Raw genomic sequence first — 22,786 nt, forward strand, 5'->3', positions numbered from 1 at the left:
CAAGTGACAAAACAGATAATATCATCGTGACATCATTTGTTTTTTTGTTTATCCAGGGCTACTTGATAGAGAACATTCTTCCGCACACCGGTAATTTCCGCCGCCAATGCTGCCGCACGCTTGAGCGGCATCTCCGCCAGCAATAAATCCAATACGCGCAACACTTCCCCGCTGACCGCCTGCTCATCCTCCGGCGCATTCCACCCCGCCACCAGCACCACACACTCTCCGCGCTGCTGATTGCTGTCGCTCTCGACGAACGCGCGCAATTCCGCCAGAGGCAAGCCTTTAAGGGTTTCGAAGGTCTTGGTCAGCTCCCGGCCCAATACCGCCGGACGCTCGGCACCGAAGATCGCTTCCATATCCTGCAGGCACTCCAGGATCCGGTGCGGTGCTTCATAGAAGATCAGCGTGCGCGGTTCTTCCTTGAGCAGATTCAGGCGCGCCTGGCGCCCGACAGCCTTGGCCGGCAGAAACCCCTCGAAAATGAAACGATCCGACGGCAGTCCTGCCGCCGACAGCGCGGCGATCAGCGCACAGGCCCCCGGCACCGGCACGACATTGATACCGGCCGCCCGCGCCTGGCGCACCAGGTGATAGCCCGGGTCGGAAATCAGTGGCGTCCCCGCATCGGAAATCAGCGCAACGTTATCCCCGGCCAGCAAGCGCGCGATGAAGCGGTTGCCCTCGTCGCGCTCGTTGTGTTCATGGCAGGGCGCCAGTGGCGTGTTGATACCGAAATGCTGCAGCAAACGCACCGAGTGACGGGTGTCCTCGGCCGCGATCAGGGCGACGTCGGCGAGGATCTTCAAGGCCCGGGCACTGATGTCATCCAGGTTGCCGATGGGCGTGGCCACCACATAAAGAGACCCGGCAGAGGGGTTGGAAGCACCTGGAGCATCGGTCACAGCACACACCTGTCATCTGGATGAAAGCCGCCATTGTAGCGTGATAGCGGGTGACAATTCCCCACCGAAAGACCTTTCCAGCGAACTGATACAAAGGATTCACGCCAGCAAGATCGCGCCCCGGCCAGCGCTTGGGTACAATCACAGGTTAATTTGATCGAGTAACAGGACCCGTACATGATCGCATGCCTGCGGCTACTCTCAGCCCTCTGCCTCGCTGCCCTGCTGGCAGCCTGCGCCAGTTCGCCTTCGTCCAGCCTGGGCGAACTGCCACGCACACCAGACGCCAGCATCGAGCAACTGCTCGAACAGGCTGCCAACAGCAAGACACCGGAGAAAGCCGCACTGCTGCGCCTGAGCGCCGCTGACCTGGCCTACCGGCAGAAGGACAACGCGCGCGCCGCACGCATCCTCGAACAGGTCCAGCTGGATACCCTGAAGCCTGCCCAGCAGGTCTTCGCCAGCACCCTCTCCGCCGAACTGGCACTGAGCCGCAACCAGCCAAAAGCCGCGCTGACCGCCCTCAGCCACCCGAGCCTGGCACACCTGAACGAATTGCCGGCCGACCTCCAGGCGCGCACCCGCAGCGCTCATGCCGCCGCCTTCGAAGCCGACGGCCAGACCCTTGCCGCCGCCCAGGAGCGTATCGCCCTGGCGCCGCTGCTCAGTGGCGAGGCTGCCGCAGCCAACAACGATGCCATCTGGAACCTGGTCGCAGCCCTGCCCCCCGAGCAACTGCAGCCCGGTGGCAGCGACACCCTAGGTGGCTGGACCAGCCTGGCCCTGGCGGTGAAAAGCGCCGGCACCCTGGAACAGCAGCAAGCCGCCATCGACACCTGGAAAGCGCAGAACCCGAATCACCCGGCAGCCCTGCAATTGCCGTCGCCCCTGGTGAAGCTGAAAAGCCTGACCAGCCAGCCACTGAACAAGATCGCCCTGCTGCTGCCGCAGGAAGGTCAGTTGGCCGGGGTCGCCCGCGCCCTGCGTGACGGCTTCATGGCTGCTCACTTCCAGGCCCAGCAAGCCGGCCAGAACCCGCCTGCCATCCAGGTCTTCGACAGCTCGCGCCTGACCTCCCTCGACGATTTCTACCGCCAGGCGCAAGCCGCTGGCGTGCAGTTGGTGGTGGGCCCGCTGGAGAAACCGCTGGTCAAGCAACTCGCAGCCTATTCACAACTGCCGATCCCGACCCTTGCCCTGAACTACAGCGATGCCGGCCAGAACACCCCGCCACAGCTGTACCAGTTCGGTCTCGCCGCCGAAGACGAAGCCCGTGAAGTGTCCCGCCGCGCCTACGCCGACGGCAAGCGCCGCGCCGTGGCCCTGGTGCCGAGCGGTGAGTGGGGCGACCGCGTGCTCGCTGCCTTCCGCCAGGACTGGGAAGCCAAGGGCGGCACCTTGCTCGCCGCCGAGCGCATCGCCCAGCCGGTGGCCCTGGCCCAGCAGATCGCTGACCTGTTCCAGTTGCGCCAGAGCGAAGGCCGCGCCAAGAGCCTGCAAAGCACCGTGGGCGGCAATGTCTCGGCGCAGCCATCGCGGCGCCAGGACATCGACTTCATCTTCCTCGCCTCGACCCCGCAGCAGGCCCAGCAGATCAAGCCGACCCTGAACTTCCAGTACGCTGGCGACGTGCCGGTCTACGCCACCTCCAACGTCTATAGCGCCAGTGGTGACGTCAACCAGTACAACGACATGACCGGGATCCTCTTCTGCGAGACCCCATGGCTGCTCGACACCACCAACGGCCTGCGCCAGCAGGTCGTGCGCCAGTGGCCGCAAGCCGCCGGCAGCCTGGGTCGCCTGTATGCCATGGGCGTCGACGCCTACAGCCTGGCGCCGCGCCTGGGCCAACTGAAGACCCTGCCCGACAATCGCATCGAAGGCCTGTCCGGCAGCCTGAGCATGAGCCCGAACCAGCGTATCGAGCGCCAGTTGCCATGGGCCGAGTTCGCCGGTGGCCAGGTCAAGCGCCTGCCTGACACGCCACGCTGAGATGCCCGCACCTTCGCGCCAGGCCGCCGGATTGGCGGCCGAACAACAGGCCCTGGATTATCTCCTGACCCAGGGCCTGGTGCTTCTGGCGCGGAACTGGCGGTGCAAACGCGGCGAGCTTGATCTGGTCATGCTCGACCGCGATACAGTAGTATTCGTCGAAGTTCGCTATCGCCTGCACGCAGGCTTTGGCGGCGCCCTCGGCAGCATCGATGCCCGCAAGCAGGAAAAACTGACGCTCGCCGCGCAGCATTTCCTGATGGAGGAACCACGCTGGGCCAATCACCCCTGCCGCTTCGATGTCATCGCATTACAAGGCAGTGGCCATTCGGGACAACCGCTCGACTGGTTGCAGAATGCCTTCGACAGCTGACCCCGCGCCGACGGACGCACCTTTACCCATTCAATTTTTTGCTCTTTGCTTCGCGGGCTGCACAGACATGTGCCGGGAGCCTTTCAATCCCCGCCCGGCCAGCCCCATTTAAGGTCACACTGATGGACATGCAATCCCGAATTCGCCAGCTTTTCCAGGCCAGCATCAACACCAAGCAACAGGCGATGGAAGTTCTTGCACCCCACATCGAGCAAGCCAGCCAGATCATGGTCAATGCCCTGCTGAACGAGGGCAAGATGCTCGCCTGCGGCAATGGCGGCTCGGCCGGCGATGCCCAGCATTTCTCCTCGGAACTGCTCAACCGCTTCGAGCGCGAACGCCCGAGCTTGCCGGCGATCGCCCTGACCACCGACACTTCAACGATCACCTCGATCGCCAACGACTACAGCTACAACGAAATCTTCTCCAAGCAGATCCGCGCCCTCGGCCAGCCGGGCGACGTCCTGCTGGCGATTTCCACCAGCGGCAACTCGGCGAACATCATCCAGGCGATCCAGGCCGCACATGATCGCGAAATGATTGTCGTAGCATTGACCGGACGCGACGGCGGCGGCATGGCCTCGCTGCTGCTGCCCGAGGATGTCGAGATTCGCGTACCGTCCAATGTCACTGCACGTATCCAGGAAGTCCACCTGCTGGCGATCCACTGCCTCTGCGATCTGATCGACAGCCAATTGTTCGGGAGTGAAGAATGACCCCAAGACGCCTCGGCCTGATGGCCCTGACCCTGTGCCTGAGCCTGAGCGGTTGCAGCTCGGTGATCAACGCCAGCCGCGAAGCTCCGATCGATGACGACCGCGGCACCCGCACCCTGGGCAGCAAGATCGACGACTCGCTGATCGAGACCAAGGTGGCCGTCAACGTGGCCAAGGCCAGCCCTGACCTGGACCAGAACTCGCACATCGTCGTCAGCAGCTTCAACGGCGTTGTCCTGCTGGCCGGCCAGACCCCACGCGCCGACCTGAAGAGCCTCGCCGAGCAGACTGCCGGCCAGGTGCAGAAGGTCAAGAAGGTCCACAACGAACTGCAGGTACTGCAGCCCTCCTCGCTGCTGGCGCGCAACAACGACGCCTGGCTGACCACCAAGATCAAGACCCAGATGCTGGCCGACTCGAGCATCCCCGGCTCGCGGATCAAGGTCATCACCGAGAACGGCATCGTCTACATGCTCGGCCTGCTGACCCAGGCGGAGGCCAACCGCGCCACCAATCTGGTACAGGGCGTCTCCGGCGTGCAGAAGATCGTCAAGCTGTTCGAATACATTGACTGACAGCAAAACGCAGCAACGAAAAAGGCGACCTTCACAGGTCGCCTTTTTTCATTTCACCACTTTCAGGCTTGGCCGCCCAGTCGGGCGCGGCGGCTGCCCGCCATCCGGCGGACCATCGTCATCCGGCTCGACTTCGTCATCCTCGTCGTCTTCGACCATCGGCGGCTCCAGTTCGAAGACCATGCCCTGGCCATTCTCACGGGCATAGATGCCGAGGATGGCGCCGGTCGGCACGTAGAGGCTGTGGGCTACACCACCGAAACGCCCTTCAAAACTCACCGCATCGTTTTCCATCTGCAGACCGCGCACGGCGTTCGGCGAGATATTCAGGACAATCTGACCGTCGCTGGCGAAACCCTGGGGCACCTGCACCGCAGGATACTCGGCATTCACCAGGATATGAGGCGTGCAATCGTTATCCACGATCCACTCGTACAGTGCACGCACCAGGTAGGGGCGACTGGAGTTCATCAACAGCTCCTTAAAGCTTGCGCATTTCTCGTTCAGCAGCGGACAGGCTCGCCTGGAAAGGCTCACGGGCAAACTGTCGCTCCATATAGTCCAGCAGGGGTTTGGCCTGCCGTGGCAATTCGATACCCAGGATCGGCAAACGCCACAGGATGGGTAGTAGACAACAATCCACCAGACTTTGCTCCTCGCTGAGGAAACAGGGCTTGTCGGCGAACAGCGGGGACACTCCGGTCAGGCTCTCGCGCAGCTCCTTCCTGGCCACCGCCCGGGCGGCATCTTTGCCCCGCGGATCGAGGATCTGGTCCACCAGGGAACACCAGTCACGCTGGATGCGATGTACCAGCAGGCGGCTGTTCGCCCGGGCCACCGGATACACCGGCAACAGCGGCGGATGAGGGTAACGCTCGTCGAGGTATTCCATTACCACGGTGGATTCGTACAACGCCAGATCACGGTCGACCAGGGTCGGCAGGCTGCCGTACGGGTTGGCCTCCAGCAACTTGGCCGGCTGGCTGCCGGCAACGACGTCGATGATCTCGACACTGACAGCTTTCTCGGCGAGCACAAGGCGCACCCGGTGAGAATAGTGGTCAGCGGGGTCGGAATAGCAGGCCAACCGATTGGTCATGCCCATAGAGCTCCTCCTCGCATGGAATAGTAAAAGCTATAAACGCAAACGCGCCCTGGGGCCACCTCCGGACTCCGGAGGCGCCCCAGGGCGCGCGTTCAACTACCAGAAATTACTGCGTGATCAGTGCACGTCCTTCCAGTATTCGCGCTTGAGCAGGTAGGCGAATACGAAGAAGAAGGCCAGGTACAGCAGTACATAGGTACCGATGCGTTGGCTTTCCAGCTTGACCGGGTTGGCCGAGTAGGCCAGGAAGGTCACCAGGTTCTTGACCTTCTCGTCGAACTGCTCTTCGTTCAGGGTACCGGATTTCGGCACGATGGTCAGCTGGTCACAGGCTTCGTGGGTCAGCGGAGCACCGGTGAGCGGGTCGAATTGCTTCTTGCCATCGACCACGGTCTGGATCTGCTTGCAGCCCACCACCTGGCGACCTTGCAAGCCGACCAGCACGTTCGGCATGCCGACGTTCGGGAAGATCTTGTTGTTCACGCCCCATGGACGCGCCGGATCCTCATAGAAGCCGCGCAGGTAGCTGTACAGCCAGTCGGTACCCCGAACCCGGGCAACCAGGGTCAGGTCGGGCGGCGCAGCGCCGAACCAGACCTTGGCATCGGCCGGCTGCATGCCGATGTTCATATGGTCGCCAATCTTGGCACCGGTGAACACCAGCTTCTCGAGCATCAGCTCGTGGGGGATCCCCAGGTCATCGGCAACACGCTCGTAACGCTGGAACTTGGCACTGTGGCAACCCATGCAATAGTTGGCAAAGGTACGCGCGCCGTCCTGCATGGCGGCCTTGTCGGTCAGGTCGATATCGACCTTGTCCAGTTCCGGACCGTGCTCGCTGGCGGCGAAGGTCAGGGCAGGCATCACTGCCAGAATCAATACTGCAAATAGCTTTTTCATCAGCCAGTCACCCTTTCCGGAACCGGTTTGGTCTTCTCGAGCCTGGTGTAGAACGGCATCAGAATGAAGTAGGCGAAATACAGGAAGGTACATACCTGCGACAGCAGCGTGCGGCCTGGAGTCGGCGCCAGAACACCGAGCACACCAAGGATCACGAAGGCGATGCAGAACACCAGCAGCCAGATCTTGCTCAGCCAGCCCTTGTAGCGCATCGAGCGCACCGGGCTGCGGTCCAGCCACGGCAGGACGAACAGCACCGCGATCGCCGCACCCATGGCAATAACGCCGAAGAGCTTGTCCGGAACCGCCCGCAGGATTGCGTAGAACGGGGTGAAGTACCAGACCGGGGCGATGTGCTCAGGGGTCTTGAAGGCGTTGGCCTGTTCGAAGTTCGGTTTCTCCAGGAAGTAGCCACCCATTTCCGGGAAGAAGAACACCACGGCGCAGAACACGAAGAGGAAGACCACCACGCCGACGATGTCTTTCACGGTGTAGTACGGGTGGAACGGAATGCCGTCCAGAGGAATGCCGTTCTCGTCCTTTTTCTTCTTGATGTCCACACCATCGGGGTTGTTCGAACCCACTTCGTGCAGCGCCAGGATGTGCAGGACGACCAGGCCGAGGATGACGATCGGCAGGGCGATCACATGCAGGGCGAAGAAGCGGTTCAGGGTGATGCCGGAAATCAGGTAGTCACCACGGATCCACTGGGTCAGGTCATCGCCGATCACCGGGATGGCACCGAACAGCGAGATGATCACCTGGGCACCCCAGTAGGACATCTGGCCCCACGGCAGCAGGTAGCCCATGAAAGCCTCGGCCATCAGCGCCAGGTAGATCAGCATGCCGAACAGCCATACCAGTTCGCGGGGCTTCTGGTAGGAACCGTAGAGCAGGCCGCGGAACATGTGCAGGTAGACGACGATGAAGAACGCCGACGCGCCGGTGGAGTGCAGGTAGCGCAAGATCCAGCCGTACTCGACGTCACGCATGATGTATTCGACCGAGGCGAACGCCTCTTCGGCCGAAGGGGTGAAGCTCATGGTCAGCCAGACACCGGTGACGATCTGGTTGACCAGCACCAGCAGCGCCAGGGAACCGAAGAAGTACAGGAAGTTGAAGTTCTTCGGTGCGTAATATTTGCTCAGGTGGTCTTCCCACATCTTCGTGGCGGGGAAGCGGGCGTCAACCCATTCCATGAACTTGCTCATCACGCTTTCTCCTGATCGACGCCGACGACGATGACGTCATCCGACTCATACGAATGCGGTGGCACCGGCAGATTGAGCGGCGCGGGCTGGGACTTGTAGACGCGGCCGGCGAGGTCGTAGTGGGAGCCGTGGCAGGGGCAGAAATAACCACCCACCCACTTTGGACCCAGGTCGGCTGGAGCGACTTCAGGGCGGAAGGTCGGCGAGCAGCCGAGGTGGGTGCAGAGGCCGACGAGGATCAGGATTTCCGGCTTGATCGAGCGATTGGAGGGATCGACATAGTCAGGCTGGACCGAAGCCTTTGACTCAGGATCGGAGAGATCTCCCACGATCTTCTTCAAATTACCAAGGATCTCCTCGGTACGACGGACGATGAAAACCGGCTGACCGCGCCATTCGGCCACCATCTGCTGCCCAGGTTCGACCTTGGCAATATTGACCTTCACCGGTGCACCAGCTGCCTTCGCCTTCGCACTGGGAAACCATGACCCTACGAACGGGACCGCAGCCCCCACCGCCCCTGCAGCACCCACAACGGATGTGGCTGCAACCAGGAAGCGACGCCGGCCTGCATTGACGCCGTCATTGCTCATTCAGTCCTCTCCCATCAGCTCTGTGGCCTGTTGAAACAGGCATCTACTAGATATTTTCTGAAGCGCTAAAAATTTGCCGCATGGTAAAGAAAAGACCCATGACTGGCAAGGTTATTACCCTGGCCAAAGGCCTGCATCCCACGCAGATCTTGATCTGCGTCTATGCGGCAAGTTGTCACACAAATGGCCGCCCCCCTTTATTCAAGACATAAAAAAAGCCCGGTTCCACTTGGAACCGGGCTTTTTTTGAAACTCTGAGCGAATTAACGCTTCGAGTATTGTGGACGCTTACGCGCTTTACGCAGGCCCACTTTCTTACGCTCGACTTCACGAGCGTCGCGAGTGACGTAGCCAGCACGACGCAGAGCGCCACGCAGAGTCTCGTCGTACTCCATCAGAGCGCGGGTGATACCGTGACGGATCGCACCGGCCTGACCGCTGACACCACCACCGGCAACGGTGACGTAGATGTCGAACTTCTCGACGGTTTCGGTCAGTTCCAGCGGCTGGCGAACGACCATGCGCGCGGTTTCACGACCGAAGAACACGTCCAGAGAACGGTTGTTGATGGAGATGTTGCCAGTGCCCGGACGCAGGAAAACGCGAGCGGTTGCAGTCTTGCGACGGCCAGTGCCGTAATTTTGAGTCGCCGACATAATGAACTATTCCGTTAAATCTTCAGTTCTTGGGGCTGCTGAGCAGTATGAGGGTGAGTAGCGCCCGCATAGACTTTCAGCTTACGGTACATGTCGCGACCCAGCGGGTTCTTCGGCAGCATGCCTTTTACCGCGGTCTCGATCACGCGCTCTGGGGCCTTGGCAATCAGCTTCTCGAAGTTGATTTCCTTGATACCGCCCGGGAAGCCGGAGTGGGAGTAGTACATCTTGTCCGAAGTCTTGGCACCAGTGACACGTACCTGCTCGGCGTTGATGACGACGATGTAGTCGCCGGTGTCAACGTGAGGGGTGTATTCTGGCTTGTGCTTGCCACGCAGACGGCTCGCGATTTCAGTGGCCAGACGACCCAGGGTCTGACCAGCAGCGTCAACGACGAACCAGTCGCGTTTTACTGTTTCCGGTTTAGCAGTAAAAGTTTTCATTCTTTATAAGCCTCAGAGGCCGCCCTGCAAAAAATAGACGGCGAATCTTACTGAATAGTGCTTACTTTGACAAGGTCAAAGGCAGCCGCATACGAACGCTTTCGGGGGCTCGGGTCAGCGCGTTCAATACTCGGCGGGGTTCTTTTTCAGCGGCGGGGCATCACTTCCACCGTAGAAAGAGACGGCGGATTATCCGGATTACCAGAGAAATATCAAGCGGATTTTCCACCTCCCCTGCCCCGACCGCCTGCGGCGTGACCCCGTGCACGCCCGTACCAGGGCCCTGGGACGGGAAGCTGGACACAATCGCCAAAAAATAAGACGATCCAGCCGGTGATTGACCACTCTGACCTATAAGAATAAAGAAAATGATGTTTACCCAACCCAACGTGCCCCTGCGGCGCGTCAGCATCCTCGCGATCGACAAGGTGTTCGCGTCCACCCTGATGCAGGCCAAGGACTTCTTCCACCTGGCCAGCCTGCGCTATGCCAAGCAGTTGGGCCTGAGCCTGCAGCCAATGTTCGAGACGCGCCTGGTCAGCCCCGATGGCGAGCCGGTACGCAGTTTCAGCGATGTGCTGGTCCCGGTCGACAGCGGCCTGGAAGAAGCCGACGTGATCGTCCTGCCGGCGTTCTGGGACGATTTCTCCGCGCTCTGCGAGCGTTACCCCCAGGTCCTGCCTTGGCTGCGCCAGCAGCATGCACGCGGCGCAGTACTCTGCGGTGAGGCCAGCGGGGTGTTCTGGCTGGCCGAGGCCGGCTTGCTGGATGGCAAGGAGGCGACCACCTATTGGCGCTTCTTCAATCAGTTCGCCGAGCGTTTCCCCAAGGTCCAGTTGAACCAGGACAAGCACCTCACCGACGCCGACAACCTGTACTGCGCCGCCGGCACCACCTCGGCCTGCGACCTGTACATCTATCTGATCGAGCGCTTCTGCGGGGCCAACGTCGCCCAGGCAGTGGCCCGCGACATCCTCTACGAAGTGCAGCGCAACTACACCCCGGGGCGCATGGGCTTCGGCGGGCAGAAATTGCACCAGGACGTGATCATCCTGCAGATCCAGCACTGGCTCGAAGAGCATTTCGCCGACAAGTTCCGCTTCGAGGACGTGGCGCGCAACCACGGTATGAGCATCCGCAATTTCATGCGGCGCTTCCAGACCGCCACTGGCGACAAGCCCCTGCATTACCTGCAGCGGCTGCGGATCGAAACGGCGAAGGGATTGCTCTCCGGCACGCGCAAGAGCATCAAGACCATCAGCTACGAAGTCGGCTACGACGATGCCAGCTTCTTCGCACGGCTGTTCCGGCAGCATACGGCGCTGTCGCCGAACCAGTATCGGCAGCAGTTCATGCAGGAAGCCTGAGCCTCGAGCACACATCTCCCTGCCGATAAAAAACCTGTGGGAGCTGGCTTGTCGGACCGCCGAACCGCAGCGATAGCGATGGTGAATTCACCATAGTCATCGCTGGCAAGCCAGCTCCCACAGGGTCGGTGTTGTGCTTTCGAGAGTGGTTAAGGCTTGTGCGCCCGCGCCAGGAATTCGTGGGATTGCATTTCCAGCAGGCGGCTGAGGGTCCGGGCGAATTCGAAGGTCAGGCGTCCACCGGTGTACAGGTCCTTCAGCTCGACCTCGGCGGAGATGATCAGCTTGACGTTGCGGTCATAGAACTCGTCGACCATGTTGATGAAGCGCCGGGCGATATCGTCGGTGGCCACACCCATCTGCTCCACGCCACTCAACAGCACGGCATGGAAGATCTTGCCCAGCTCGATGTAGTCGTTCTGGCTGCGCGGGCCGTCGCACAGCTCGCGGAAGTCGAACCAGGCCACGTCATCACAGGTGCGCAGGGCACGGATCTCGCGGTTCTCGATGATCAGTACATCGTTTTCCACCGCCTGGGTGCATTCCGGGGTCAGCGCACGGAAGCTCTTGCGCAGGCTTTCGTGAGCTTCCTCGTTGAGCGGGAAGTGGAACAGCTCGGCCTGCTCCAGGTGACGCAGGCGATAGTCGACGCCGCTGTCGACGTTGACGATCTCGGTGTTCTGCTTGATCAGGGCGATGGCCGGCAGGAAGCGCGCCCGCTGCAGGCCGTCCTTGTACAGGCCGTCCGGGACGATGTTGGAGGTCGCCACCAGGGTCACACCATTCTTGAACAGCTCTTCCATCAGGGTGCCGAGGATCATCGCGTCGGTGATGTCGGAGACGAAGAATTCATCGAAGCAGATCACCCGCGACTCTTCGGCGAAACGTTTGGCGATCAGGGTCAGCGGGTTCTTCTCACCCTTCAGGCCCTTCATCTCCTCGTGCACACGCTTCATGAAACGGTGGAAGTGCGTGCGCGACTTTTCCTTGAACGGCAGCGCTTCGAAGAAGGTATCGACCAGATAGGTCTTGCCCCGGCCCACCCCGCCCCAGAAATACAGACCTTTTACCGGCGCCTGCTCCTTCTTGCCGAACAGCTTGCCGAACATGCCCGGCTTGTTGTTCTGCGCCGCGATCAGATCGTCGTACAGGCGCTGCAGATGGCGCACCGCAGTTTCCTGCGCCGCATCATGGAAGAAGTCGGGACGTTTCAGATCTGCTTGATATCGTTCTAGGGGCGTCATAATTCGTTAGCAAGGCAACAAAAGCGGGCCGTCACTGTAGCGACGGCCCCGGGTAATGGCAATCAGACTTCCGATAAGCCGTCAGTCCTGTTGAGGTGCCAAGGCGGCACGCAGGGCCTCGATGGCGGCATCGCGAGCAGCGGCGTCGGCGAACTGGGCGCCTTCGGCCACGGCCTCGCCGTCCAGCCACAGGCTGAAGCCCAGGCCTTCGGCGCGCACGTCCAGTTCCTGGCCTTGTTGCAACTGCTTGGTCACCGCACCGGCGGCCTTGCCGTCGGCGAAGTTGCGCGACAGCAGCAGTTGCTCGCCATCGGCCGCCAGCAGGCGGAAGCGGAAGCTGCCGTCTTCATCGCGGAAGCTGACAAAGCGCGCGGCTTTCGCGGCCTTCTTCTTGGTCTCGACCGGCCCCTGGGCGATGGCGCGGAACGAGCGCAGGCCAACGGCCTCGCGCAGTTGCTCGAGGAACGGCGTGGCCACCTTGCGGGCTTTCTGCGCACCGGCCAGCAGGATGTCTTCCAGATCGGCCGGGCGGGCGATCAGTTGCTGGTAGTGCTCGCGGGACTCGCTCAGCTGGCCGTCCAGCAGCTGGAACAGCTTCTGCTTGGCTTCGCCCCAGCCCAGGCCCTGCAACAGTTCGTCGCGGAAGGCGGCGGACTGTTCGCTGGTGGAGAACGCCTGGTACAGGGTGAACAGGTGCGAGTTGTCCGGATCCTTCGCCTCGCCCGGCGCGCGGGAGTCGGTGACGATGCGCGAGATCGCGTCCTTCATGTCCTTGGCGCTGCTGAACAGCGGGATGGTGTTGTCGTAGCTCTTGGACATCTTGCGACCGTCCAGGCCCGGCAGGGTCGCCACGCTCTCTTCGATCACCACTTCCGGCAGGACGAAGAAGTCCTTGCCGTTGCCGAACAGGTGGTTGAAGCGCTGGCCGATATCACGGGCCATTTCCACATGCTGGATCTGGTCGCGACCGACCGGCACCTTGTGCGCGTTGAACATCAGGATGTCCGCGGCCATCAGCACCGGGTAGCTGTACAGGCCCATGGTCACGCCGGCATCCGGGTCTTCACCGTTTTCCAGGTTCTTGTCCACCGAGGCCTTGTAGGCGTGCGCGCGGTTGAGCAGGCCCTTGGCGGCGACACAGGTCAGCAGCCAGGTCAGTTCCGGGATCTCGGGGATGTCGGACTGGCGATAGAAGGTCACCTGCTCCGGGTCCAGGCCACCGGCCAGCCAGGTCGCGGCGATTTCCAGGCGCGAGCGCTGGATGCGCTGCGGGTCATCGCATTTGATCAGGGCGTGGTAGTCGGCGAGGAAATAGAAGGAGTCGGCACCGGGCTGGCGGCTGGCGAGGATCGCCGGGCGAATGGCACCGGCGTAGTTGCCCAGGTGCGGGGTGCCGGTGGTGGTGATGCCGGTGAGGATGCGCGTAGTCATGGGTATTCGCTTATCAGGCTTGGCTCAGTTCGAAAGACGCGGCAGTACCAGATCCTTGAGGTCGGTCAGCTTGCCATGAAAAAAGTGTCCGCATTCTGCCACTTTCAGCAGCTCATGGGGGCGCGGGAACGCGGCGGACCAGTCGTAGACGATCCCGGGCTCGATCACTTCGTCGGCGTCGGGCTGGACGATGGTCAGCGGCACGTTCAGCGGCGCGGCTTGCGCACCGGTCAGGCGCATCACTGCGGGCGCAATCATGAACAGCTGTTTCAGCGCCACGCCCTGCCCTTCGAGCCGTCCACCCAGGGCGGCGGCGACGAAACCGCCGAAGGAGAAGCCGATCAGTGTCAGCGGCAGGTCCGGATGCCGGGCCTGCAACCAGGCGGCAGCCGCCTGGGCATCGTCCACTTCACCACTGCCCAGGTCGTGACTGCCGGCACTGGCGCCGACGCCGCGATAATTGAAGCGCAAAGTGATCAGCCCGGCATCCCGGGCGGTGCGCTGCAGGGTCGACACCACCTTGTTGAGCATGGTCCCGCCCTGCACCGGGTTGGGATGGCAGATCAGCACCAGGCCATGGGCATCGGCAACCTCTTGATACAGGGCTTCCAGTTGGCCGACCGGGCCGTCGATCAGTACGGGGGATTCGCGGGTAAGCAAGGCATTAAACTCCGTGACCCCGGCAAGGGTCGACTCGTCTAGCTGATTGATTCTGTTCTGAGATATTTGCGATGCTTCGCGGTATACAGCGCAGGTCCGAGCCGTTAACGTAAAGCAAAGCCGTTTATAGAGGAAGGACTCGTGGAACTCTCGCTCTTAGTTTGGTTGTTGCCGACCCTGGCCCTGGCAGTGGGTGTCGTCGTTGGTTTCCTGGTAGCCCGCCTTCTGCCCAATGCCGCGCCGAGCAGCACCCAGCGGCAACTGGACGATATCCAGGAGCGCTTCGACAGCTACCAGAATGAAGTGGTCACCCACTTCAACAGCACTGCGGCCCTGGTCAAGAAGCTCACGCAAAGCTACCAGGAAGTGCAGGATCACCTGGCCGATGGCGCCAACCGCCTGGCCCTGGACGACCTGACCCGCCAACGCCTGCTGGCCGCCCTGCACTCCGATGCCGGCCAAGGCCAGCGCGATCGCCTGACCCCGCCACGGGATACCGAAGTGCCGCGGGACTACGCGCCGAAAACGCCGAACAGCCCGGGGATGCTCGATGAGAGCTACGGTCTGAAACGCAACTGAGCCAGAAGCCCCGCTAACCGCGGGGCTTTTTATTGGGCCGGCATTCCCTTACGCGCCCACCGCCATCATCGCCGCTATATTCCGGTGCCCGTCATCCATCGGCAGGAACCCCGGCTGCGCCTGGGGCGCGAAGGCTGCCATCGAATCGATCAGGTGACCGATATCAGGCACTGCGAGCGACGCCAGCAGCGTGGCTCCAGGCGCTTCGGGCGGCGTCGGGTCCGGAGTGGCGGGCGATTGCCCCGCCTGGGCTAAGATGAAGTCGTCACGGGTAGCCTGGACAAGGTCCAGAGCATCCAGGTACAGCAACTCGACAGGCTTGCCGTCGCTCCCCAAGGCGCTGGACTTCACCGAAACCCCATGGATCTGCGCCAGCCCGTTGATGGTTGCCCGCTGCACCTTGGACAGTTCCAGCGCTTCGAAGCTTTCGATACCCGTCTGGCTCAGGTCGATCTTGTCGATACCCTGTCGGAACCCGCGCAAGGCATTCCAGTAGGCTACCTTGCCTTGTTCAGTCAGCACGTCTAAAACAGGGTAGAGAGTCCAGGCCTCATCAGGCAAGCCACTCCTCCGGAATGTTCTACTATGAAATTCCGACGCCGCCACATGGTCTATTTCTGTATTAACCACTCCGCCCTGCAACCTCGAATTCATATCCTGAAGGTAGGAGTCCGCCATGCCACGCATGATCACCTCTACGTCTGTCTTCGAAAGCTGCTTGTCATGTTTAGCGGCAATCGAATGCATATAGCTAGACGCTGCGATACCTGACAAAGATTTTAGCTCGACCACCCCAGCGGCCAACTTTGAGTATCGATCTCCTTTTCCCCCAAGATACTCATACATTGATGCAGGCCCTTCATTTTCAAGCAACCCCCTAGCATGCGCCAGATCAGCATCTGTCAATTTACTCATAATCAACTCCCCACCAGCCCTTCGTTAAGAAAATCTATAGCTGCACGAACAATCTCGCGCCAGCGCCCTAACTTTTCAACTTGAAACTCAACTTCGACAAAAGCCCCTAGCTCCGGTACAAAAAACCTGAAACTACACTCTCCTAATCTTTTCTGAATAGGTAACCATGGGCAATAAGCCACATGTATCACTTCTCCATCTTTCTCACTCCAGTAAAGATCAGCGATGTCTTTTCGGCTCATCGGGCCAAATCCACGGACGTGATAAAGTCCCAAGCTATCAATATATTTAATACTGCGGCGCTGTTCAGGAGTTAGGCCTTCCAGCGTCAGCATCAATAAACGCTGCATGTCTGTGACCGCGTTCGACGCCGGCACTATGTATATGCTCAAGCCTTGGAAATCATATTTAAAACCAGCAGAACCATATGAATTCACGTCAGGTTTCATTTCCGGCCAAGAGGCAATCAACTTAAGCGCCCTCAAATTTGCATCGCACCCGCTCTTATTTTTGTGAAACCCAGGTTCCCACGAGCTCAGACCCTCATACTCCGGCCAGCGAAACACATACTTCCTTGAAAACCTGAGCACATAACCAGAGATCTGCCCACACACATAAGGATCTTGGAAGTAATGAATTGGAGCAGGCCACCTGACGACCTCAACAATATTCCACACACTCAAAGCTCCGAGCAGGACAATCAGCAACAGCGCAAACAACCGCAGAGAATTCCAAAACCACACCATCATCACGAGTGCAGTTTTCAGCAGCAAACCCAGCGCAACATTCATAACTTATCTCTCCCCCAGACTTTCCCGAACATGCCGCTGCAACGGACTCAGGAAATAACTGATCACCTTGCGCCTGTCCGTTATCACTTCGGCCCGCACTGCCATACCTGCAGGCAGAGGAATGCCCCGCTCATTAACCCGAATACGCCGTTGCTCAAGTTTTATCCTGGCGCTATACACCAAGCCGCGCCGCTCATCTTCAATGGCATCGCTGGAAATACTCTGGACAACGTCGAGAATAACTCCGTATTCGACCGCCTATCTTTCAAGAAGTACCCCGCCATACTCCTCATGATCGTTTCTTTATCAGCTATCGATAACTCCTTACCATATTTCTCTGCAGTCAAATCCAGGTAAGCTGACGCTGCGATGCCCGACAATGACTCTCGCTCCACCACACCTATAGCCAACGCTGAATAGCGGTCCCCTTTGGAAATCAAATATTTATACATAGATGCCGGACCTTCAGCCTTGAGCAGAATTTCGGCATGATCAAGATCAAACTCGGTCAATTTACTCATCATTCACTCCCTATCAAACCTTCATTAAGAAAGCCCACAGATGCACGGACAACCTCCTGCCAGCGCGCTATTTTTTCAACTTGAAAATCAATTTTCACGAAAGCGTCAAGCCCCGGATAGAAAAACTCAACCTCACAGGAGTCGCTTCTTTTCTGTATGGGTAACCAGCGGCAAGAGATCATATACATCACTTGCCCATCCTTCTTATTCCAATAGAAGTCCGATACACGTTCTTGCCCAAGGGGGCCAAAGCCCCGAACATGGTAAAGATCCATACTTTCAACATATTCAATAGCGCGTCGCTGCCCAAGAGAAAGGTGTCTAAGTCTGAAGTCCATCAGCCCCTGCATATCCTTCACCACTCTCGACGACGGCTGTATCGATATACTCAATCCTTCATAATCGTATTTAAAACTGGTAGCAAAATAGGCGCTAACATCAGGTTTCATATCTGGCCATGAGGCAATCAGCGTAAGCTCGGTCAGGTTTGCGCCACACCCTTTCTTGTTTTTCGTGAAACCAGGCTCCCACGAACTTTTGCCTTCGTACTCGGCCCAGTATGGAACATACTTATTTGAGAACCTCAGGACATATCCTGAAATTTGGCCGCATACATAGGGATCTGGAAAGTACCGAACGGACTCAGGCGCCTTCACCACTTCGACAACTGTCCGTACACAGCAAGCCCCCACTAGTAAAATAAGAAGAAGCGCGATCAACCTGAGAAAATTCCAAGACCATTTCAGAAGAAAAAATGCAACCTTCACTGTCAAGCCCAGAACCAAATCCATGTCTTATCTTTCCCCCAGACTTTCCCTAACATGCCGCTGCAACGGACTCAGGAAATAACTGATCACCTTGCGCCTGTCCGTTATCACTTCGGCCCGCACCGCCATACCCGCAGACAAAGGAATATCCCGTTCATTAACCCGAATATGCCGCTGCTCAAGTTTCACCCTGGCGCTGTACACCAAGCCCCGCCGCTCATCTTCGATTGCATCACTGGAAATACTCTGGACAACGCCGGGAATAACTCCGTAGCGCGTGAACGTGAATGTCTCGACCTTTATTTCCACCGTCTGCCCGGGAAACACAAAGCCGATATCCTTGTTCTCGAACTGCACTTCGACTTCCACCGGTTGCTCGACCGGGACGATCACCATCAACGTCTGCGCTTCGGTTACCACACCGCCACGGGTATGAATCGCCAATTGCTGTACCGTGCCGTCGACCGGCGAGACCAGCCGCTTCAGGCGATGCCGCTGCTCGGCCTTGCTCAACTCCAAAGTCAGGCCGCCCGCCCGCTTGCTGGCCTCACCGTGCAGATCCAGCATGGCTCGCCGGGTCTGGGCGATGACGCCGGCATGGCGATGGCCGGCGGCTTCCTTCGCCGCCATCAGCTCTTCCACCCGCAGGCGCTGGGTAGCCAACTCGCGCTCCTGGTCGAGGCGCATCTGTTCCTTTTCCAGGTAGCGGTGCTTGGCCATGGCCGACTCCTGCCACAGTTGCCGGTAGTCGGCGGCCAACTGACGGGTGATGACCAGCAGTTGCACCAGCGAATCGACCCGCGCCTCGGCAGAACGGGCTTCGGCACCGCGTTGCTGGATTTCAGCCGTGGCCTGGTCCAGCGCGGCACGCAACTCCTCGTGCTGGCCCAGCAGCCAGCGCTGTGCTGCCTGTTGCTGCTGGGGCGAGGCCTGGGGAATCAGCGCTGCCAGGTGTTCCGGTTCGCGTTGCTGCTCGATGGCCCGGAGCAAGGCCTGGGCCCGGGCCTTGTCGATTTGCGCCGCCAGCAGCTCACCCCCCAGGCGCTCGACCTCGGCGGCGGTGATCCGGTCGTCCAGTTCCACCAGCAAGTCTCCGGCCCGGACCGCTTGTCCATCACTGACGTGGATCGCCCGCACCACCGCACCTTCGCTGGCCTGGATCCGTTTGCTGCGCCCGCTGGGCACCACTTTCCCGGTCGCACTGGCGACCACATCCACCTCGCCGATACAGGCCCAGGCAACGGCCAGCGCCGTGAACAGCAGCAAGCTCCACTGGAGCACGCGCGGCGCGGGATGCACCGGGGTTTCCTGGAGTGCCAGCGCAGCCGGCAGGAATTCCAGTTCGTCCTGCGTCCGGCGCGGCCCGTCCATCACCCGGCGCCGGCGCCAGGCATCGACCCAGGCGTCGCGGTAGCGCTCCAGCAACAGGCGCCAGGCCATCATTCGCCACCGCCTTGCTGCAAGCGGTGCAAGTGGCTGTAGACCCCGTCAGGCTGTTGCAGCAGTTGGTCGTGGCGGCCCTGTTCGACGATCTGCCCGCGCTCCATGACCAGGATCCGGTCGGCATGGCGCACCGCAGAGAGTCGATGAGCAATGATGATCACCGTGCGGTCGCGGCAGATCCGCGCCATGTTCTGCTGGATGATCCGCTCCGACTCGTAGTCGAGGGCGCTGGTGGCTTCGTCGAGGATGAGGATGCGCGGATTGCCCATCAGCGCGCGGGCGATGGCAAGGCGCTGCCGCTGGCCTCCCGACAGCGAAGCACCCTGCTCCCCCACCAGGGTGTCGTAGCCCTCGGGCAATTCCAGGATGAATTCGTGGGCGCCAGCCAGCTTCGCCACCTCGATGATCTCCTCGAGCGGCGCACCGGGGTCAGCCAGGGCGATGTTGGCGCGGACACTGCGGCGGAACAGCATGTTTTCCTGCAGCACGACGCCGATCTGGCGACGCAGGGACGAGACGTCCACGAGGGCCAGGTCCATGCCGTCGAGCAGTACCCGGCCACGCTCGGGCGCATAAAGGCGCTGGACCAGACGGGTCAGGGTGCTCTTGCCCGATCCGGAGCGCCCCACCACGCCGATGACCTCCCCCGGCGCAATCCGTAGGCTGACCCCACGCAAGACCTCGCTGGCGTCGGCGCGATAACGGAAGCTCACCTGGTCAAGTTCGATCTGCCCACCCAGCCTCGGCATTGTGCTGGCGTTGCCGTGATTGGCTTCGGTACGGGTGTTGAAGATGTCCCCCAAGCGCTGGATGGACACCCCGACTTGCTGGAAGCTGCTCCACAGCTGCGCCAGCCGCAGGATCGGCTGCGAAACCCGACCCGCCAGCATGTTGAAGGCGATCAACTGGCCAACGGTCAGCTCGCCTTCGATCACCAGTCGCGCGCCCAGCCACAGGGTGACGACAGTGACCAGTTTGCCGATCAGGCTGGCGCTCTCATGGGCCAGTGCCGACAGGTTCTGGGTCTTGAAGCTGGCCGCGACATAGGCGGCCAGATGATCATCCCAGCGGCGGGTGACCTGCGGCTCCACCGCCATCGACTTGAGGGTGTCGATGCCGGTGATGGTCTCGACCAGGAAGGCCTGGTTTTCCGCGCCGCGGTTGAAGCTCTGCTCCAGACGCGCCCGCAACGGCGGTGTGACCAGCAAGGAAACCAGCACGTAGAACGGCAGCGATAGCACAACGACCAGGGTCAACCAGCCGCTGTAGGCAAACATCACGGCAATGAACACCCCGGAAAACAGCACGTCCAGCACCACCGTGATGCTGTTGCCGGTGAGGAAAGTGCGGATGTTTTCCAGCTCTCTGGCCCGGGCGACCGAATCCCCCACTCTGCGGGCGCGGAAGTACGCTAGCGGCAGGTCCACCAAGTGCTGAAACAACCGCTTGCCCAGCTCCACGTCCATGCGGCACGCGGTATGACCGAAAACGTAGGTTCGCAGCATGCCCAGCAGGCTTTCGAACAGGGTGATCACCAGCAGGCCGATCACGATGACATCCAGCGTGGTCAGCCCCCGATGCACCAGGACCTTGTCCATCACCACCTGAAAAAACAGTGGCGTGAGCAAGGCGAACAGTTGCAGGACAAACGACACCAGCAAAGTCTCACCCAGCAGGCGCCGGTGCCTGACGACAGCAGGGATGAACCAGGACAGGTCGAAGCGCGCCACCGCCCCGGGCAGGTGGGCCCAGGACCGCACCAGAATGACCTCGCCACTCCAGCGCTTGCCTAACGCCTCAAGCGTCGACACCTGCGGGCTTGATAGTCGAGGGTCCTGAAGCAGAACCTGATCGCCATCCACCCGGGCGATGATGAAATACCTGCCCTCCTCGTCCACTGCGATGGCCGGCAACGGCAGATGGCGCAGACGCTCGACAGGGCAATCGGAAACCCGCGCCTTGAGTCCGAGCTGCTTGAACGCCTGGAGGATCAGGCTCGTGCAGAAACGGCCGTTGCCGACCGCGAAGCGATGGAGCAATTGCTCCGGGTTGACCGCCAGGTTGTGGTACCGGGCCAGCATGACCAGGCAGGCCAGGCCGGAGTCGGGCATTTCGCCTTGATGCTGATTGTCTGCCGCCATCCTGAGCGCTCCATGATCCGGGAAATCGTTGTCCCGGAAACTAGGCTCATTCAGCGGTGAGAAAAATCATGCTGCTTCTTCAAATCGCGACAGACAAATCCGTGGAAAAACCGCGTTTTTGTAGGAGGACTACAGTGGAGCGGTAAATCCGTGTGAGAACTATCCTGACGAGAAGGCCCTCAATGCCTGCCGCACATCCCCCAGCAAGTCATCGATATCCTCCAGCCCCACCGAGAACCGCACCAGCCCCTCGGAAATCCCGTAGCGCGCCCGCTCCTCCGGCGTGTAGCTCGAATGGGTCATGCTAGCCGGATGCTGCGCCAGCGACTCGGCATCGCCCAGGCTGACCGCCCGCGAGAACAGTTGCAGCGCATTCATGAAACGCCGCCCGGCAACGATCCCTCCTTTCAGTTCGAACGCCAGCATGCCGCCCGGCAAGGCCATCTGCTTCTTCGCCAGCACATGCTGCGGGAATGACGGCAGCCCGGGGTAATGCAATACCTCGACCTCCGGCTGCTTCCTGAGGAATTCCGCCAGCGCCAGGGCATTGGAACAATGCCGCTCCATGCGCAGGTTAAGGGTCTTCAGCCCGCGCATCAGCAGCGACGCGTCATGGGGCGACAGCACCGCTCCGGTCATGTCCTTCAGGCCCTCCAGACGAATCCGGTCCACCAGGGTCTTCGCGCCAATGACCAGCCCGGCAGTGATATCGCCGTGACCACTGAGGTATTTGGTCGCCGAGTGCACCACCAGGTCGGCACCCAGCTCCAGCGGACGTTGCAGGTAGGGCGTGCAGTAGGTGTTGTCCACCACCAGCGTCGCGCCATGGCGCCGGGCGATCTTCGCCACCCCGGCGATATCCGCCAGGTGCATGTTGGGGTTGGCCGGGGATTCGAAGTAGATCATCCGCGTCGCCGGGGAAATCGCCGCCTCGACGGCCTTCAGATCGGCCATGTCGACGTGCTTGAGCTTGACCCCGAACTCGCCGATGCCGTGGTGCAGAAAAGCGAAGGTGCAGCCGTACAGGGTGCTGCCGAGCAACACTTCATCGCCCGGGCGCAACAGGGTCCACAGCGTAGCGGTAATGGCGCCCATGCCCGATGCCAGGGCCAGGGCCGCCTCGCCACCTTCCAGCGACGCCATACGGTTTTCCAGAAGGGCCAGGGTCGGGTTGGAGATCCGGCTGTAGAAATGCCCGGCTTCTTCACCGGCAAAACAGGCCGCGCCGTACTCGACGGTGGGAAACGCGTAGGTCGCCGTCTGATAGACCGGCGGCACCAGCGCCCCTCGGTGGGCCTGCGGGTCGTAGCCATGGTGAATGGCCCGGGTGGCAAATCCCTGTTGCTTGCTGGAGCCGCTCATGGCGATGCCCTCTTGTTGGATTGCCATAAGCTTATGCCAGTGATGAACTAATATTTTTCCAAATATGACCACCACCACGGGGCTTTCCGGGCA

The 22,786-nt window shown here is 60.6% G+C and carries 25 protein-coding genes; 6 read left to right on the forward strand and 19 right to left on the reverse strand.

From position 1 onward, the window contains the following. Positions 1–32: 32 nt before the first annotated feature. Positions 33–908, reverse strand: a complete 876-nt coding sequence (gene rsmI, locus AC2CQI_RS15480; protein ID WP_484577223.1) for a 16S rRNA (cytidine(1402)-2'-O)-methyltransferase — start codon at positions 906–908, stop codon at positions 33–35. 177 nt (positions 909–1,085) lie between these two features. Here rsmI and AC2CQI_RS15485 point away from each other — a divergent pair, with 177 nt between their 5' ends. The 4 genes from AC2CQI_RS15485 (at position 1,086) to AC2CQI_RS15500 (ending at position 4,564) form a co-directional block, all read left to right on the forward strand. Further along, positions 1,086–2,900: a penicillin-binding protein activator gene (locus AC2CQI_RS15485; RefSeq protein ID WP_484577224.1), complete on the forward strand. Its 1,815-nt coding sequence runs from the start codon at positions 1,086–1,088 to the stop codon at positions 2,898–2,900. A 1-nt stretch (position 2,901) separates the two neighbouring features. Further along, the gene (locus AC2CQI_RS15490) at positions 2,902–3,273 is read left to right on the forward strand and encodes a YraN family protein (protein WP_075806436.1); all 372 of its coding nucleotides are present in this window, start codon (positions 2,902–2,904) and stop codon (positions 3,271–3,273) included. A 122-nt stretch (positions 3,274–3,395) separates the two neighbouring features. Then, positions 3,396–3,989 carry a phosphoheptose isomerase gene (locus tag AC2CQI_RS15495; protein WP_075806435.1) on the forward strand — a complete coding sequence of 198 codons (594 nt, stop codon included), beginning with the start codon at positions 3,396–3,398 and terminating at the stop codon, positions 3,987–3,989. Then, positions 3,986–4,564 carry a BON domain-containing protein gene (locus AC2CQI_RS15500; protein ID WP_484577225.1) on the forward strand — a complete coding sequence of 193 codons (579 nt, stop codon included), beginning with the start codon at positions 3,986–3,988 and terminating at the stop codon, positions 4,562–4,564. The genes AC2CQI_RS15495 and AC2CQI_RS15500 overlap by 4 nt, the downstream gene beginning before the upstream one ends. Positions 4,565–4,612: 48 nt before the next feature. On the opposite strand, the gene AC2CQI_RS15505 is transcribed toward AC2CQI_RS15500, so the two are convergent. The 7 genes from AC2CQI_RS15505 to rplM form a co-directional block, all read right to left on the reverse strand. Then, a complete protein-coding gene (locus AC2CQI_RS15505) occupies positions 4,613–5,035 on the reverse strand; it encodes a ClpXP protease specificity-enhancing factor (protein ID WP_484577226.1) in 423 nt (140 codons plus the stop codon). Positions 5,036–5,045: 10 nt separating this feature from the next. Next, entirely contained in the window at positions 5,046–5,669 is a 624-nt protein-coding gene (locus AC2CQI_RS15510; RefSeq protein ID WP_075806432.1) for a glutathione S-transferase N-terminal domain-containing protein, read from the reverse strand. A gap of 117 nt (positions 5,670–5,786) precedes the next feature. Next, a complete protein-coding gene (locus tag AC2CQI_RS15515; RefSeq protein ID WP_075806431.1) occupies positions 5,787–6,569 on the reverse strand; it encodes a cytochrome c1 in 783 nt (260 codons plus the stop codon). Continuing rightward, complete coding sequence (locus AC2CQI_RS15520) at positions 6,569–7,780, reverse strand: cytochrome b (RefSeq protein WP_484577227.1); 1,212 nt, start codon at positions 7,778–7,780, stop codon at positions 6,569–6,571. Before AC2CQI_RS15520 ends, AC2CQI_RS15515 begins: the two co-directional genes overlap by 1 nt. Further along, complete coding sequence (gene petA / locus AC2CQI_RS15525) at positions 7,780–8,373, reverse strand: ubiquinol-cytochrome c reductase iron-sulfur subunit (protein ID WP_484577228.1); 594 nt, start codon at positions 8,371–8,373, stop codon at positions 7,780–7,782. The genes AC2CQI_RS15520 and petA overlap by 1 nt, the downstream gene beginning before the upstream one ends. 263 nt (positions 8,374–8,636) lie before the next feature. After that, positions 8,637–9,029, reverse strand: coding sequence for a 30S ribosomal protein S9 (gene rpsI, locus AC2CQI_RS15530; protein WP_009404633.1), 393 nt, complete (start codon positions 9,027–9,029; stop codon positions 8,637–8,639). Positions 9,030–9,043: 14 nt separating this feature from the next. Further along, positions 9,044–9,472 (reverse strand): 50S ribosomal protein L13, encoded by a 429-nt coding sequence (gene rplM, locus AC2CQI_RS15535; protein ID WP_009404632.1) that lies wholly within the window; start codon positions 9,470–9,472, stop codon positions 9,044–9,046. 470 nt (positions 9,473–9,942) lie between these two features. Between rplM and AC2CQI_RS15540 the strand changes: the two genes are divergently transcribed. Continuing rightward, a complete protein-coding gene (locus AC2CQI_RS15540; RefSeq protein WP_178392079.1) occupies positions 9,943–10,839 on the forward strand; it encodes a GlxA family transcriptional regulator in 897 nt (298 codons plus the stop codon). A 149-nt stretch (positions 10,840–10,988) separates the two neighbouring features. Here the strand turns inward: AC2CQI_RS15540 and zapE are convergent, their stop codons facing one another. The 3 genes from zapE to AC2CQI_RS15555 all read right to left on the reverse strand — a co-directional run bounded on the left by zapE (position 10,989) and on the right by AC2CQI_RS15555 (position 14,174). After that, on the reverse strand, positions 10,989–12,083 hold the full coding sequence (zapE, locus tag AC2CQI_RS15545; protein ID WP_075806428.1) for a cell division protein ZapE: 1,095 nt from the start codon (positions 12,081–12,083) through the stop codon (positions 10,989–10,991). Between the two features lie 81 nt (positions 12,084–12,164). Continuing rightward, positions 12,165–13,514 (reverse strand): tryptophan--tRNA ligase, encoded by a 1,350-nt coding sequence (locus tag AC2CQI_RS15550; protein ID WP_484577229.1) that lies wholly within the window; start codon positions 13,512–13,514, stop codon positions 12,165–12,167. 24 nt (positions 13,515–13,538) lie between these two features. Next, positions 13,539–14,174, reverse strand: a complete 636-nt coding sequence (locus tag AC2CQI_RS15555; RefSeq protein ID WP_484577230.1) for an alpha/beta hydrolase — start codon at positions 14,172–14,174, stop codon at positions 13,539–13,541. A 141-nt stretch (positions 14,175–14,315) separates the two neighbouring features. Here AC2CQI_RS15555 and AC2CQI_RS15560 point away from each other — a divergent pair, with 141 nt between their 5' ends. Continuing rightward, the gene (locus AC2CQI_RS15560) at positions 14,316–14,753 is read left to right on the forward strand and encodes a Z-ring associated ZapG family protein (RefSeq protein ID WP_075806425.1); all 438 of its coding nucleotides are present in this window, start codon (positions 14,316–14,318) and stop codon (positions 14,751–14,753) included. A 48-nt stretch (positions 14,754–14,801) separates the two neighbouring features. On the opposite strand, the gene AC2CQI_RS15565 is transcribed toward AC2CQI_RS15560, so the two are convergent. The 8 genes from AC2CQI_RS15565 to AC2CQI_RS15600 all read right to left on the reverse strand — a co-directional run bounded on the left by AC2CQI_RS15565 (position 14,802) and on the right by AC2CQI_RS15600 (position 22,693). Further along, entirely contained in the window at positions 14,802–15,668 is an 867-nt protein-coding gene (locus AC2CQI_RS15565; RefSeq protein ID WP_484577231.1) for a hypothetical protein, read from the reverse strand. 2 nt (positions 15,669–15,670) lie between these two features. Further along, entirely contained in the window at positions 15,671–16,459 is a 789-nt protein-coding gene (locus tag AC2CQI_RS15570) for a hypothetical protein (RefSeq protein ID WP_484577232.1), read from the reverse strand. A gap of 3 nt (positions 16,460–16,462) precedes the next feature. Next, positions 16,463–16,699: a beta-barrel domain-containing protein gene (locus AC2CQI_RS15575; protein WP_484580625.1), complete on the reverse strand. Its 237-nt coding sequence runs from the start codon at positions 16,697–16,699 to the stop codon at positions 16,463–16,465. After that, positions 16,621–16,980, reverse strand: a complete 360-nt coding sequence (locus AC2CQI_RS15580; protein WP_484577233.1) for a hypothetical protein — start codon at positions 16,978–16,980, stop codon at positions 16,621–16,623. The genes AC2CQI_RS15575 and AC2CQI_RS15580 overlap by 79 nt, the downstream gene beginning before the upstream one ends. Further along, positions 16,980–17,771 (reverse strand): hypothetical protein, encoded by a 792-nt coding sequence (locus tag AC2CQI_RS15585; protein ID WP_484577234.1) that lies wholly within the window; start codon positions 17,769–17,771, stop codon positions 16,980–16,982. The genes AC2CQI_RS15580 and AC2CQI_RS15585 overlap by 1 nt, the downstream gene beginning before the upstream one ends. 3 nt (positions 17,772–17,774) lie before the next feature. Next, positions 17,775–19,190: an HlyD family type I secretion periplasmic adaptor subunit gene (locus AC2CQI_RS15590; protein ID WP_484577235.1), complete on the reverse strand. Its 1,416-nt coding sequence runs from the start codon at positions 19,188–19,190 to the stop codon at positions 17,775–17,777. Next, on the reverse strand, positions 19,187–21,331 hold the full coding sequence (locus AC2CQI_RS15595; RefSeq protein ID WP_484577236.1) for a type I secretion system permease/ATPase: 2,145 nt from the start codon (positions 21,329–21,331) through the stop codon (positions 19,187–19,189). The genes AC2CQI_RS15590 and AC2CQI_RS15595 overlap by 4 nt, the downstream gene beginning before the upstream one ends. Positions 21,332–21,490: 159 nt before the next feature. Next, entirely contained in the window at positions 21,491–22,693 is a 1,203-nt protein-coding gene (locus AC2CQI_RS15600) for a methionine gamma-lyase (RefSeq protein WP_484580626.1), read from the reverse strand. Positions 22,694–22,786 lie beyond the last annotated feature (93 nt).

Source organism: Pseudomonas sp. P2S-1, assembly GCF_057197725.1.